The sequence below is a fragment of the Bacillus sp. GW823-FHT06A11 genome (genome assembly GCF_058795355.1).
Map to the genome: position 1 here is coordinate 380717 of NZ_JBXAHS010000003.1, position 13328 is coordinate 394044.

Genomic DNA, 13328 nt, shown 5'->3' on the forward strand with positions numbered 1-13328 from the left:
ATCATAAATTGTTGGGATCTAAATTGTTCACATATAATTATGCAATTCTTCTTTCTCAATACACAAAACACATTTTACTTGTTACTATAAAAGTACTCCAGATGAGTTTTTTGCTCATCGACATTATCTAGTTATTGGGGCCTGCCGCGGGAAGCAGGTCCCTTTGACTGTATGAAGGTCCCAATTTCATTTGGACACATTTACCAGGTTTTTTCAAAAGAATTTTATGATAACATTACGTAGTCGAGTCCGACATCTCGGCAATACCCTTTTGAGGGTCTGCAACTTCCCTTACAGACCCTCTTTTACTTTATATTCAATTTATTCATATATACCACAACACCATTCATTGAATTTCTCCATTTCAAATTCCCTAAAAATAATCTAGGACACGTAACTAAAAATAAATCTTCATCATACTTTGAGTTATACATGTTCAAAGGAGTGTTACTATTTATGTATTCTTATTGGCAATCGTATTACTCCCCCTACCATAACCCTTATGTAAACTATGATTTATCCGTACGGAACTACCGAATTAGTAAAAATGAGAATTTTTTAAAAGGGTATATGCGTTCTTTATGGGAACAACACGTCGCTTGGACGAGATTGGCTATTATAAGTATAGTATTTAATTTACCAGATGTTAATGTTACTGTTGGACGACTTCTACAAAACGCAACACATATGGGACTATCACTTGAACCATTTTACGGTGAGGATGCAGTGAAAAAATATAGTGCATTAATTAAAGATCACTTAGTAATTGCAGCGGATCTTGTTAAAGCCGCAAAAGCTGGTAATCAAAATGCAGCGGCCGCTATAGAGAAAAAATGGTACGCTAATGGTGACGCAATTATTGAATTTCTTAACAGTATCAACCCATATATAGATAAAGAAGAATTTAGAAAAATGTTTTATGAACATTTAGCACTAACGAAAGCAGAAGCACTTGCCTTCCTAAATAAAGATTATGAAGCAGGAGTAAAACTTTACGATAGAATTGAAAAAGAAGCATTAGAAATGGCTGACATGATAACAAACGCAATCGTAAAACAATTCCCGCAAGTCTTTCAATAAAGTGAAACTTTAATCAGTGAGGGGTTTGTTCATCCCCCACTGATTATCAGCTCTCACCAATCGGCTTATTTAGTTTTCTCTCCATGATATTTCACCTCTCCTCTTTACATTTAGCTTATATCGATATATTTTATTAATATCCGTTTTTTATAGGAGGAAATAGTTTGATTAACGCGATTGGTCTCGTTTTTATACTTACAAATAAACACGAGAAAAAAAAGAAAGTTTACTTAAATGAAAAATTTGCACTAATAGATATTATTGATTCTAAAGAAGTATTTGATGATGAAGGGAATCCTTTAGTAGAACTAACATGTAAATACAGTATATATTTAGATGAAAAATATTACTGTAAATCTCTCGATGATTATACCGGACAAGTATTTCCTTTCTTAAGTGCAAAAATAGGAAAAGGTCTTCTAAGAAACTTAAACTACTACTTTTCTTACGTTGATGCCTATGATAAGAAACCACCAGTTAAAGAAATAAGACCACTTATGAAACAAGTAACGAACAGATAGCGAAAAATACAAAAAAAAGAAAGCATCTAACTCTAGATGTTTTCTTTTTTATTGAAAACTCATTAACTTTCATCCTCTTCTAAAAGTATGTATCCAAGCATATTTTAAATTAAAAACATTGGAGGATTAGACTGAATGAAATACTCAGAAACAATTATAAGCAAACGACTTCGAATACTTAAACTGACGAGTATGTTTTTCATGCTAGTGTTAATAGCATGGATTGGATATACAAAATTACTTTATGAAAACGGATTCCTTCAAGAAAAAAAGAATTCAGTAGAAGTAATGAATACTAGCATTACAGGAGAAATAGAGCAGCTTTTTCATATAAACTTGCAAGGTTATCGAAAAACAAGCCTTGATGATGTTATAGAAGCCAGTAAAAACGATCCAAGTGAACTATCCTTAATTGAACTAGTCAACAAATCCTGCTCGCGAGATTGCATAGGTGAACCAGTTACATATGTAAACTCAAACAATGGATATATCTTTTATAAGGAATCTAATGGAACTAATGTAGCTATAACGGTTAAAAAGAAAGACACATGGGTAATTGTAAAGAAATCTGTTCAAGATGGATTATAATTCCCCCCAAAAAAAAGAGTACGTATCGTACTCTTTTTTATTATTAATCCCCTTCCTCTTCATCCCTACAATGGCATTTCGGTTTTGTTTTACAATGACATTTTTCACACTCACATTTCGGTTTCTCTTTGCAACAACATTCGTGAAAATCTCTGCATTTACATCTACATCTCCCAAACATTAAATCATCCCAAAATTTATTACAATTTCGGGAATGCCCACAATGACAAGTATTCCTCATGAATATACTTCCTCCTAAATAGAATTCATCATATTCTATGTTTGAAAGTATACAAAGGCTTGTATATTAGTCTATTTTCTCCATATCATAAGTAGAGTTAGAAGATTATATAATAATTAGTCTTATCTCACATACTCATAGTACCACTTACGTGAATCTAACCAAGCTGTAAATTTATCGATATTTCCAGACCAATACGTCATACATTTTCTAAAAGTGAAGGCAATTCGTTTTCGATTAAAAAAGAGATGTCACTTCACAAATCGGATTCTTTATTCTCTAAATTGTATTAACTTGAATGGTAACACGAACAAAAAAGCATCACCTTTTTGGCGATGCTTAAAAACTCTATTTTACTTTTAGTTCCCTAAATAAAGTTTAAGATCATGGTGACCGAAACTATACCTATATTTCCGCCTCCTCCTTCACTGCCTCTTTTAACCTCTGCAACATATACCCAATTCCTTTACACCCCTCTAGCGGATATGTAATCATTTCTTCCGGATATAACTTTGTCACTACTTTTTTATGCTTCTTCCCTGCTAGTAAGACGATTTCGTCAAACTGTAGTAAACTTTTATCTACCATCTGTTTTTGTAATTTCTCTATACTTATTACCTCATCGCTTTTTGAATCAAATGCAAGATCATAGTTTTTTAATACAATATCATTTGGCCTTAAAAATCCATGTTTCGCTGATAATATAACCCAGTTTTCGAAAAACATGGATGCGTACGCCTGACATGCTTTTCCGAACGGACTAATATATACATCTTTTGCTTCCATCGGTCCGTAGTTTGAATGCTTATCCCAAATTTTCTTTTTTCCACATGGAATTATACATAGCCTTTTCATATATATTTCTACTCCCTTAACTTCAATAAATAAAATCCATTATTTTGTACATTTTTCTCTCGAAATACTATATAATAATTCTGAAAGTTTTAATTACACATTTTACCATATAAGTACTAAGGATCACTCTCAATGCAAATATTATAATACCATAAAAATTTTTCTTTTTTTCTTCAAAATAATAAAAAAATTGTAATATTATGATGTGCGAATGAATTTAAAAAGGAGGTTCGTAAAAATGAAAAATATTATCCCTGCACTATTAGTCTATTTTATCGTTTGCGTTATTTCCGTTATCATCCCAGCATCTGAAGGCTACAATTATGTCGGCTGGAAGTTATTTGTTGGGCAAGTGTATGCGATACCTATTTTCTTCATTACTGCGATAATCACATTTTATATAAACAAGAAAAAATCTTACGAATAAACAATTATAAGGATAGCTAACGCTATCCTTATTTTAATTCGTTAATCAAATCTAAAATAGCCCTTGCAGTACTTTGTATCCTTTCTTCCGAAAAGTCAAACGCAACACCTGTATTTTTATATATTTCCTGTATAGATAAATTCCAATCTGAACTCGCTCCCTCTTTAAAGAAAGTAATCGCTTGTTCCGGATTCTCTCGATAAATTTGAAACAATTGAATCGCTCCTATTTGCGCAATTGCATATTCAATTTTATAAAAAGGAAACTGAACAAAGTGAAATGACTCGAACCAACTAGAACCAATTTCATTCTCTACTCCTGCAATATCAACTGATGAATATTGATACCTTTTACATAGTTCAATATATTTCTCATCTCGCTCTTCTGGTGAATGATTTGGATTTGTATAAAGCCAGTGCTGGAATACATCTCCTGAAACTGACGATATTAATAACGATAAAGTACGATATAATTGAACTCGCTGTACTTCTTTATAATCATCCTCTTGCGTATAAAAAATAGTAAGCTTATCCATTAATAATAACTCTAGGCTAAGGGAATAAAGTTCCGCCACCTCTTCACGAAGGTATCTTTCCTGCATACTACTTTCATTGTTAAATTGTTTATGAAAATGTAATGCATGCCCCAATTCATGTATTAATGCATGAATTGCATAAAATGAAGGACTAAAATTAGAATAAATAAAAACGTCTTTACTATGAGGTAAGGTAAAGCAAGCAGCTCCTGATGCTTTATTTTTCCGTTCTTGTACGTCAATTAATCCCGCTTCCCTTATATGAGTAAATTCCTCATGAAAACATGAATCTGTCTTCCGAAACATTTCTTCAACCCCATCCAATAAATCAATGTAATTTTCAAATGAAGATTTTTGCAAATTACAAGGAGCAAGATCCCAAGGACGATACGTTTTTACATCAAGATTCTTTTTAAAAAGACTTCCTAACTGTTTCCAAATTGGTACAACACACTTTTCTATCGACTCATGAAACTTATAACAATCTTCAATACTGTAATCTCTATTTTTTTGTTTAAAGGCATACTCACTATAATTATTAAACCCTGCATTTAAAGCCATCTGATTCCGCAATTGTACGAGTTCCTTCATAATACAATCTATTTCTATTTTTACTATACTTCTTGCTTCGCATAAAGCGTACCAAGCTTTTTCACGAATAGCTCTATTTGGGTTATCTATCCTTGCTTTTACGTATGCATACGTCTTTTGCTCGCCTTCCCAATTAATAGATATGTTAGACATTATTTCTCTATATTTCGTAATAAGTTCTTGCTCTTTAACGGAAAGCGCTATGTTCTTTTCATTAAACATTTCACTCTTCACAAATCTTGCTTTTTTCATAAATCCATATTTCTGCTCATCTAATAAATCAGAAAACGGACAATCTCTAAATTTCTGGTCAAATTTTGCATTGTATCTTTTTAAAAGTGGCTGAATTTCATTTTGGTTATACATATGTATATCACGTATATTACTATCTTTTGTATCTCTATACATAGCGATTAAATTGATCGTTAACTCTTCTTCTATTTCTGCGTTTAAACGCAGCTCCTCCGAAAGCCAGCTCTCTAATTCTGAAACAGACGTAATATTTCGCTCTAAAAGTGACTGTAATTTACTCTCCAAATCATTCAACATACACAATCCTCCCGTTTTTAATTTTCTGTTTTTTAGAGATAAAAAAGGACAAGTAGCCAATCTGACTACTTGTCCTTGCTGTTTATGTGTACTCAATAAAATTAAGCTTGGAATGCTTCTGTTAATACTGGTACGATTTGTTTTTTACGAGATACAACACCTTTTAAAGTAGCTGTGTTGTTTTCTAGTGATACGTTGTATGCTTTCTCAACAACGTTTGCTGCTTTACCGATCGCAAGACCGACAGAATCGTTAGTTAAGATATCAGTTACAACGAATAAGAATAGGTCTAAACCTTTCTCTTCTACTACTGCAGAGATTACTTTTTCAAGTTCCGCTTGGTGTACAAGAACGTCGTTTGTATCAACAGCGTTTACTTGTGCGATTTCAACTTTCGCATTACCCATTTGGAATTCTTTAGCGTCAAGAGAGATTAATTGCTCCATTGTTTTTCCGCTTAAGTCAGCACCAGCTTTTAACATTTCTAAGCCGTAGCTATCAGCATCTACACCAGCGATTTCCGCTAATTCACGAGCAGCTGCTACGTCTTGTTCTGTGCAAGTTGGAGATTTGAATAGTAAAGAATCTGAAATAATTGCAGATAACATTAAACCTGCAACTTCTTTACGAATTGTAACGCCATTTTCTTTGTACATTTTGTTTAAGATTGTAGCTGTACATCCAACTGGCTCACAACGATAGTATATAGGATCGCTTGTTTCAAAGTTAGCAATACGGTGATGGTCAATAACTTCTAACACACGAACTGATTCGATATCGTTAGCACTTTGTTGACGCTCGTTATGGTCAACTAAAATAACGTTGTCCACTTCGCTTGCTACTGTCTCAACAAAACGCGGTCCTTCTACTTTAAAATAGTCTAACGCAAATTGAGTTTCACCGCTGATTTCGCCTAAACGTACAGGCTCAGCATTCATTCCTAATTCTTTTTTCAATTCTGCATAAGCAATTGCAGAACAAATTGCATCTGTATCTGGGTTTTTATGCCCGAAAACTAGTACTTTTTCCATGTTTTCCACCTCTTCATGAAAAGGATATCTTAAAGAAGCAAATATGACAATATTTAAAGCATATTTTTTTATAAATAATTGCACTTTCTTCTATATTTTTCATCATTTTCATAAAAAAAATCATCTAAAATGAATTAGATGATCGAAATATATGTTTCAATTAAAATAGTGTAGGAGTTTGCACTACGTTGTTAAAAGCGAAATTTGAAGCTAAGCCATTATTCAAAAGGTTTACATCTATAACTTGATAAAACGCATTTCCAGTGTCTGCAATTTCCCAAACAGCTAAAATAAGATGGTATCCACTACGGTCAGTTGGTACATTTGCTTCGTGCGTTACTGTTGTCCCTGGTCTAGCTCCACCGTCATTTTTCACATAGAATGGCACTAAATCTAAATCTGATCGCGTTAAAGGTTTATTTGGATTCCAACCTTTTTTCGTAATATAATATTTCCACTCTTTTGTACTATGAGGAGCCGTAAGTTTCCACTTGAATGTATTCGTTCCGCCATTTAACGTAACTTTCTTCCACCTATCTACAGTTTGAACATCTAACGCAGGAAAATGACCAGCCCCTGCAATTTGTCCATCAGAAGGTCCTAGTTGCGGAAATCCACCTATCCCTTCTACACTTTGTGGTTCATATTGAATCGGTCCACAATTTACATTTACCCCTTGCTTACATAAATAAGATCGGCTCGCTGGTGATTCTACATATCCATGAGCTGAAGCCTTTTCTGAAAATCCAAATGTTAATAATCCCGTAAGTAATACGCCACCACTTAAAATAACTTTCTTCATCTTTTGTAAACTATTCTTTTTCATTCTTTCATCCCCTTCCAATAATAAAGCGAAAATAACTATAGTTGCCTAGTCATCTTCTCTACATTTATTATAAGACGAGAATCATTACTAAAAGAACCCTCTAAAAACTTTCTCAAATTCATTTAGTGCGTTAATTAGATTATAATTAACTATTTTAACACCGCCAGAAAAATATAGACTGTGTTAAAAATAGTCGTTTATTATTCACTTACTAATAATTAAGCACTCTCCCCGTTTGATTATACCTTAAATGTTTTTATAATAAATAACCGTAGCATCTAACTTTCCATTCGGAGAAATTGCATACCCTGGTATTGTTCCAACTTCTTGGTAGTCTAGTGATTTGTACAATTTATTGGAAGGATCTCCTTCTCTAGTATCTAATACTAAAAGAGACCTGTTTTCTTGCTTTGCTCGTTCCTCTGCTTTTTGCATAAGCGATCGTCCAATACCGTTACGTCTAAAGTTTGGATGAGTCATTAATTTACAAATCTCGGCTCTATGAATTCCGTTAGGCTTTGTAACTAATTGTAATTGAATACTCCCTGCTACTTCGTTGTTTATTTTAGCCACATACAATATCACTTCTGGCGCTAATACTGTTTGCCAATACTTTGTTGCGTCTTTTTGTTCCAGTGGAGGCAAAAAACCAATTGATGCCCCATCATTTACAACCATTTTCAAAAGTTTCGAAAGTTCTTCCATATCATTTTCTAGTTTCTTAATTTCTTCAATTACTAAATTTCGCATTACTTTTCCCCCTTTTGTTTCATTGTAACAATTTTTAAAGAAGGAATAATGAAATAATAAGATGAATTTATATTAAGATATGATTTTTTTTGAAAGGATAACGATATGAAATATTTATTAGATAGAACGTACGCAAAAGAATTACTCAAATGGGCATATGAACAAAACCCGGGCCCTTGGTTTGAACATTCACTACATGTTGCTCATGCAACTGAAAACATAATTATAGAACTTATAAAAAAAGGGTACAAGCTAGATGCTGACATAGCATATAACGCTGCCCTTTTGCATGATATCGGAAGATACAAAGGTTTTACCAAATCGGTCATTCATTCCTATGATGGTTATATGTATATGAATGATTTAGGATATACAGGAAACGCCATTATTTGTGTGACACACTCATTTCCCTGTAAAAATGAACATATAGATATCGCAGCGGAATGGAGTCTCGTTCCTGACCATATGAAAAGCCGATTAGTTGCAATATTGAATGAACATAGTAACTACGACTTATATAATAAAGTAATTACTCTTTGTGACGCTCTTGCTGACGCAGATGGCTTTACTACGCTGGAAAGAAGATTAATTTCCGTTGGTTTGCGTCATGGTACAACATCTCATACATCTTTACATTGGAAAGGGTTTTATGCGATTAAGAAAGAATTAGAAGCTTTAATCGGTAAGAGTATATACACAATTCTTCCTGATGTAGGAAAATCTATTTATGAAGATATAGAATATTAAATTGAATACAAATTGAACCCATCCTAGATAATTTTTATACTCAAATTTAATTTCACATAAAAAACGTTTTAAACATAAAGTTTAAAACGTTTTTTATTCAATGCTTTTGATTTTTCAGTTCTGTTAAACACTCTTGCACTAAAGTTACCGCTTGACTCATCGCAGCTCCGCCAGCAAATGCTGCTGAAACACCACATGCTTCCAGAATCTCTTTATCCGAACATCCTTGATCAAGACAACCTTTTGTATGATAAATTGTACAATACTCATCTTGCGTTGCTAAACTAATTCCTAATGCAATAAGTTGTTTTTCTCTTTTTGTTAAAGCACCCTCTTGAAAACAAGCTTGCGTGAACGCATTATATGTCTCAGCGATTTCAGGAATTTGATTTGTAAAACTACCTATACCTTCTTTATAATGATGTAGAATATCATTTATCGAACTATGTTGCTCATGTTCCATCTTATTCCCTCCAGTCATATTATCCATACCTATTGTAGTATGCGATGAAATGGAGGCAATATACCTTCTTTTAAATTAAGAATTTTCAGTTAATTTACGTTATAATTTTAAATTATCATCTACAATAACTTTTTCTCTAGAACTTTTTCTTTCAACCTCTTTACTTCTTTCTTCCCAAAATGTTAATCCTTCAATCCCCACATTTTTAGGATTAAATACTGGATCTTTCCCTTCTTTTTTCTGCCTTTCATAGTCTTTTAACACTTTTAATGCGATTTTACTTAATAATAGAATCGCGATTAAGTTTAACCATGCCATACTACCGATTCCTAAATCTCCGAGATTCCATAAAAGCGACGCTGATTCAACACTACCGATGTAAACCATAATTAAAAATCCAAATTTTAAAACTGGTTTTAACCAGCCATACTTCAATTGACGATCTAAATAAGTAAGTGTCGTTTCAGCGATATAGTAATAAGCGAGTAACGTTGTAAATGCAAAAAAGAAAATTGCAATTGAAATAAATATTGGACCAAACCCTGTCATCACAGTTTCAACTGCTTGTTGCGTATAAATTGGACCTGCTTCCACATTTCCTATGTTTTTTACAATAGCGCTTTTCCCTTCAGGTATAACATTATACATACCTGTAATTAATATCATAAGAGCTGTCGCTGTACATACGACAATTGTATCGATATATACGGAAAACGCTTGAACTAATCCTTGTTTTGCAGGATGCGATACTTCAGCAGCAGCCGAACTATACGTCGCTTCTCCGACACCAGCAACGTTTGAAAATACAGCACGTTTTACACCCCATGCAATAGCTGCACCAACAATTCCACCAAACATTTCATTTACACCAAATGCGCTAGAGAAAATTAAAGCAAACATACTTGGAATCTCCGTTACATTCGCAATTAATATGATACATGTAACAATTACATAACCAATTGCCATAAATGGAACAAGCATTTGAGAAACGCCAGCAATTCTCTTTACACCACCAAAAATAATTGCCGCTAGTAACACGACTAAAAATATACCAGTTATATATTTGTTAATACCATTAGAGTTTTCGAATCCAACTGCGATACTACTAGATTGAATACCTGGTAATAACATGCCATATGAAAGTGTTACAACTACCGCTACAATGACTGCAAACCATTTCATTTTTAAACCTTTCTCAATGAAATATGGAGTACCGCCGCGATATTCATTCCCTACTTTACTTTTGTATACTTGAGATAATGTTGATTCAACAAACGCACTCGCTGCCCCTAACAAAGCCATTACCCACATCCAAAATACAGCTCCAGGCCCGCCGAAAGCGATCGCTGTCGCTACCCCTGCAATATTACCAATTCCAACTCTTCCTGATAAGGCTAAACAAAATGCCTGAAAAGATGATATTCCCGTCTCGGAACTCTTTCCTTCAAATAATAGTTTAATCATCTCTTTAAAATAACGAATTTGCAAAAAACGTGTTGCAATCGTGAAATATACGCCTGCCCCTAATGCAAAAACAACTAAACCGATACTCCACACTTGCCCTACTAACCATTCTACTAAATTCTCCATCCAAATCCCCCTTATCATTCTTTGGAAAAGCAATTTTGTATATAAGAAAACGGACAACTATTATCAAACTTTCTAGTTGTCCGCATCTTTCATTATTTCATCCCTCAATTTTTGTCAGTAAAACACCCTATTACTTTATATTTACCCAAACACTTTTCACTTCTGTATAATTATCAAGCGCATATGAACCTAATTCGCGGCCAATACCAGATTGTTTGTATCCACCAAATGGTGCAGCTGCATTTTCTAAGTTATAATCATTAATCCACACTGTTCCTGCTTTTAATTTATTTGCCACTTGATGACCCGTTTTGATATTTTGCGTCCATACACCCGCAGCAAGGCCATAGGATGAGTTGTTCGCTCGTTCAATTACTTCTTCTGTCGAATCAAATGGAAGTACAACAACAACTGGTCCAAATATTTCTTCCTTAACGATTGTCATATCGTCTGTAACATCTGTGAATACAGTTGGTTTAACGAAATAACCTTTTTCAAGCGCACGTTCGCCACCAGCCGCAACTGTAGCACCTTCTTTCTTCCCTTGCTCAATGTAATTTAACACACGCTCTTGTTGTTTCTTAGATACGAGTGGACCCATTTCCGTTCCTTTCTCCATACCTGCTCCAAGTTTTACGTTGTTCGCCATTTTCACAAGTGCATCTACTACAGTTTCATAATGTTTACGATGAACAAATACACGTGATCCTGCGCTACAATTTTGACCATGATTATACATAATACCTTGGAATGCACCATTAATTGCTTCTTCCAAGTCCGCATCTTCTAAAATGATATTTGGTGATTTGCCGCCAAGCTCTAACGTTACATGCTTAATCATTTCTGCAGACTGACGCATAATATACTTTCCTGTAACAGTAGATCCTGTAAAAGCAACTTTATCAATGTCATGATGATTTACAATTGCTGCTCCTGCTTCAGGACCAAAGCCTGGTACAAAGTTTACAACACCGTTTGGAAATCCAGCCTCTTTAAAGAGTTTTGCTGTATATAGTAAGGATAAAGGTGTTTGCTCTGCTGGTTTTAATACGATCGTACAACCTGTCGCCAGTGCAGCTCCCATTTTCCAAGAAGACATAACGAGCGGAAAGTTCCACGGAATAATCTGACCTACAACACCTACAGGTTCATGTCTCGTGTAATTTAAGTAATCTTTTGAAATTGGGATTGTTTGCCCAATAATTTTTGTAGCCCATCCTGCGTAATAACGATAATTTTCTACAGTCGCTGAAATATCATCATCAAGTGCTACTTGATATGGCTTTCCATTATCTAAAGCTTCTAGTTGCGCTAATTCTTCTCTATGTTCTTCAATTAAATCTGCTAACTTATAAATAAGATGCGCTCTTTCAGCAGTAGTCATTTCTGCCCACGGACCAGATTTAAATGCAGATCTTGCTGCTTTTACTGCAGCATCAATATCCTCTTCTTGCGCTTCACATACGACTGCTAGAACATCTTCTGTTGCTGGATTGTATGTTTCAAACGTCTTTCCGCCAATAGCAGAAACAAATTCGCCATTAATAAACATTTTAATTTCTTCATTTAAAAACGCTTCCACTTTTGGTTTCAGCTCAATATTTGTCTTTAACATTATGTTCTCCTCCTTATTTAAACAGCTGCATGAGCTGCAATATTTGATAAAATCGTTTGAAGCTTTTGATCTTCGTCAACAGTTAATCCTAGTCTTGGATAGCGAGAAGGTCCTCCCGCTTGCCCATGTAATTCCATGGAACGTTTAACGATTTGAACATATTTCCCTGATCCTTCAAGAAACTCGCAAAGTGGTAAAATAGCATCGTTTATTTCCCACGCCTTTTCTAATTCACCATTTTGAAAATGCTCATACATTTTTGTAACGAGACCGGGAACGATATTTCCTGCTACTGAAACCCATCCCGAAGCACCAACTAAATATGATTCCATAACTAAATCTTCAGAACCACAGAAGACTTGGAAAGCCCCTTCACTTTGTCTTACTAAATCTCTCGCTTTTCGAATATCTCCGCTAGATTCTTTAATATGCGTAACATTTTCACACTCTTTTCCAATACGGAGCATTAGCTCTGTACTCATATCGACACCAGAAGTAAATGGGTTATTGTATAGCATAATTGGTATATTTACAGAGTTTGAGATTTCTTTAAAATGAAAATAAATCTCCTCTTCCTTCGGTTTACAATAGTAAGAGTTTATAATTAATGTACAATCCGCTCCGTGCGCTTCTGCATGTTTCGTATATTCAATTGTTTCTTTTGTGGTCTCTGCTGCAGTTCCAACAATGACTGGAATACGGCCATCAATTTCTTTCAACACAGTTTCTACCATTTTAAATCGTTCTTCTTTTGATAAACTTACAAACTCTCCTGTACTTCCATTAATGATAATACCTGCAACCTTTTGTTCGATAAAGTAATTTACATTTTGTTTTACCCCATCCCAATTAATTTCCTGAAATTCATCCATCGGTGTTATTAATACTGGAAATGCCCCTTTAATTTTTTGCATATTTA

General features: G+C 34.2%; 15 protein-coding genes and 1 pseudogene. 5 read left to right on the forward strand and 11 right to left on the reverse strand.

All coding sequences use genetic code 11. From position 1 onward, the window contains the following. Positions 1-456 precede the first annotated feature (456 nt). The 3 genes from AC1Q8L_RS16105 (at position 457) to AC1Q8L_RS16115 (ending at position 2189) form a co-directional block, all read left to right on the forward strand. Positions 457-1080 carry an acetylglutamate kinase gene (locus AC1Q8L_RS16105; RefSeq protein ID WP_140337043.1) on the forward strand — a complete coding sequence of 208 codons (624 nt, stop codon included), beginning with the start codon at positions 457-459 and terminating at the stop codon, positions 1078-1080. 164 nt (positions 1081-1244) lie between these two features. Beyond that, positions 1245-1601 carry a hypothetical protein gene (locus AC1Q8L_RS16110; RefSeq protein ID WP_000606231.1) on the forward strand — a complete coding sequence of 119 codons (357 nt, stop codon included), beginning with the start codon at positions 1245-1247 and terminating at the stop codon, positions 1599-1601. 135 nt (positions 1602-1736) lie between these two features. After that, positions 1737-2189, forward strand: coding sequence for a hypothetical protein (locus AC1Q8L_RS16115; protein ID WP_098311774.1), 453 nt, complete (start codon positions 1737-1739; stop codon positions 2187-2189). On the opposite strand, the gene AC1Q8L_RS16120 is transcribed toward AC1Q8L_RS16115, so the two are convergent. From AC1Q8L_RS16120 to AC1Q8L_RS16130, 3 genes and pseudogenes are all read right to left on the reverse strand, one after another. Beyond that, the gene (locus AC1Q8L_RS16120) at positions 2184-2366 is read right to left on the reverse strand and encodes a hypothetical protein (protein ID WP_110496811.1); all 183 of its coding nucleotides are present in this window, start codon (positions 2364-2366) and stop codon (positions 2184-2186) included. The two genes, AC1Q8L_RS16115 and AC1Q8L_RS16120, sit on opposite strands and share 6 nt — an antisense overlap. A gap of 186 nt (positions 2367-2552) precedes the next feature. Further along, positions 2553-2627: pseudogene (locus tag AC1Q8L_RS16125) on the reverse strand (N-acetylmuramoyl-L-alanine amidase C-terminal domain-containing protein); the annotation flags it as partial. A gap of 208 nt (positions 2628-2835) precedes the next feature. Continuing rightward, on the reverse strand, positions 2836-3285 hold the full coding sequence (locus tag AC1Q8L_RS16130; protein ID WP_000824876.1) for a DUF6884 domain-containing protein: 450 nt from the start codon (positions 3283-3285) through the stop codon (positions 2836-2838). A 238-nt stretch (positions 3286-3523) separates the two neighbouring features. Here AC1Q8L_RS16130 and AC1Q8L_RS16135 point away from each other — a divergent pair, with 238 nt between their 5' ends. Further along, positions 3524-3712: a DUF4017 family protein gene (locus AC1Q8L_RS16135; RefSeq protein ID WP_000789485.1), complete on the forward strand. Its 189-nt coding sequence runs from the start codon at positions 3524-3526 to the stop codon at positions 3710-3712. 28 nt (positions 3713-3740) lie between these two features. Here AC1Q8L_RS16135 and AC1Q8L_RS16140 read toward each other — a convergent pair whose 3' ends face one another. From AC1Q8L_RS16140 to AC1Q8L_RS16155, 4 genes are all read right to left on the reverse strand, one after another. Further along, the gene (locus AC1Q8L_RS16140; protein ID WP_086387399.1) at positions 3741-5387 is read right to left on the reverse strand and encodes a M3 family oligoendopeptidase; all 1647 of its coding nucleotides are present in this window, start codon (positions 5385-5387) and stop codon (positions 3741-3743) included. A 101-nt stretch (positions 5388-5488) separates the two neighbouring features. Further along, a complete protein-coding gene (gene ppaC / locus AC1Q8L_RS16145) occupies positions 5489-6418 on the reverse strand; it encodes a manganese-dependent inorganic pyrophosphatase (protein WP_000416871.1) in 930 nt (309 codons plus the stop codon). A 160-nt stretch (positions 6419-6578) separates the two neighbouring features. After that, positions 6579-7244 (reverse strand): lytic polysaccharide monooxygenase, encoded by a 666-nt coding sequence (locus AC1Q8L_RS16150; RefSeq protein WP_000742277.1) that lies wholly within the window; start codon positions 7242-7244, stop codon positions 6579-6581. A 246-nt stretch (positions 7245-7490) separates the two neighbouring features. Next, on the reverse strand, positions 7491-7994 hold the full coding sequence (locus AC1Q8L_RS16155) for a GNAT family N-acetyltransferase (protein ID WP_001245255.1): 504 nt from the start codon (positions 7992-7994) through the stop codon (positions 7491-7493). Between the two features lie 105 nt (positions 7995-8099). Between AC1Q8L_RS16155 and AC1Q8L_RS16160 the strand changes: the two genes are divergently transcribed. Continuing rightward, positions 8100-8741 carry an HD domain-containing protein gene (locus AC1Q8L_RS16160; protein ID WP_086387400.1) on the forward strand — a complete coding sequence of 214 codons (642 nt, stop codon included), beginning with the start codon at positions 8100-8102 and terminating at the stop codon, positions 8739-8741. Positions 8742-8838: 97 nt separating this feature from the next. Here AC1Q8L_RS16160 and AC1Q8L_RS16165 read toward each other — a convergent pair whose 3' ends face one another. From AC1Q8L_RS16165 to dapA, 4 genes are all read right to left on the reverse strand, one after another. Continuing rightward, positions 8839-9231, reverse strand: coding sequence for a carboxymuconolactone decarboxylase family protein (locus AC1Q8L_RS16165; protein ID WP_001999958.1), 393 nt, complete (start codon positions 9229-9231; stop codon positions 8839-8841). Positions 9232-9303: 72 nt separating this feature from the next. Next, entirely contained in the window at positions 9304-10794 is a 1491-nt protein-coding gene (locus AC1Q8L_RS16170; RefSeq protein WP_000429515.1) for an alanine/glycine:cation symporter family protein, read from the reverse strand. Positions 10795-10924: 130 nt separating this feature from the next. Beyond that, positions 10925-12409: an aldehyde dehydrogenase family protein gene (locus AC1Q8L_RS16175; RefSeq protein WP_000920979.1), complete on the reverse strand. Its 1485-nt coding sequence runs from the start codon at positions 12407-12409 to the stop codon at positions 10925-10927. A 17-nt stretch (positions 12410-12426) separates the two neighbouring features. After that, the gene (dapA, locus tag AC1Q8L_RS16180) at positions 12427-13323 is read right to left on the reverse strand and encodes a 4-hydroxy-tetrahydrodipicolinate synthase (RefSeq protein ID WP_086387401.1); all 897 of its coding nucleotides are present in this window, start codon (positions 13321-13323) and stop codon (positions 12427-12429) included. Between the last annotated feature and the right edge of the window lie 5 nt (positions 13324-13328).

Excerpts from the sequence above, each read along its gene's own strand:
- AC1Q8L_RS16130 (WP_000824876.1), bottom strand. The coding sequence starts at position 3,285 with ATGAAAAGGCTATGTATAATTCCATGTGGAAAAAAGAAAATTTGGGAT.
- AC1Q8L_RS16160 (WP_086387400.1), top strand. The coding sequence starts at position 8,100 with ATGAAATATTTATTAGATAGAACGTACGCAAAAGAATTACTCAAATGG.
- AC1Q8L_RS16170 (WP_000429515.1), bottom strand. The coding sequence starts at position 10,794 with ATGGAGAATTTAGTAGAATGGTTAGTAGGGCAAGTGTGGAGTATCGGT.
- AC1Q8L_RS16140 (WP_086387399.1), bottom strand. The coding sequence starts at position 5,387 with ATGTTGAATGATTTGGAGAGTAAATTACAGTCACTTTTAGAGCGAAAT.
- AC1Q8L_RS16135 (WP_000789485.1), top strand. The coding sequence starts at position 3,524 with ATGAAAAATATTATCCCTGCACTATTAGTCTATTTTATCGTTTGCGTT.
- dapA (WP_086387401.1), bottom strand. The coding sequence starts at position 13,323 with ATGCAAAAAATTAAAGGGGCATTTCCAGTATTAATAACACCGATGGAT.
- AC1Q8L_RS16165 (WP_001999958.1), bottom strand. The coding sequence starts at position 9,231 with ATGGATAATATGACTGGAGGGAATAAGATGGAACATGAGCAACATAGT.
- AC1Q8L_RS16175 (WP_000920979.1), bottom strand. The coding sequence starts at position 12,409 with ATGTTAAAGACAAATATTGAGCTGAAACCAAAAGTGGAAGCGTTTTTA.
- AC1Q8L_RS16105 (WP_140337043.1), top strand. The coding sequence starts at position 457 with ATGTATTCTTATTGGCAATCGTATTACTCCCCCTACCATAACCCTTAT.
- AC1Q8L_RS16115 (WP_098311774.1), top strand. The coding sequence starts at position 1,737 with ATGAAATACTCAGAAACAATTATAAGCAAACGACTTCGAATACTTAAA.
- ppaC (WP_000416871.1), bottom strand. The coding sequence starts at position 6,418 with ATGGAAAAAGTACTAGTTTTCGGGCATAAAAACCCAGATACAGATGCA.
- AC1Q8L_RS16150 (WP_000742277.1), bottom strand. The coding sequence starts at position 7,244 with ATGAAAAAGAATAGTTTACAAAAGATGAAGAAAGTTATTTTAAGTGGT.
- AC1Q8L_RS16155 (WP_001245255.1), bottom strand. The coding sequence starts at position 7,994 with ATGCGAAATTTAGTAATTGAAGAAATTAAGAAACTAGAAAATGATATG.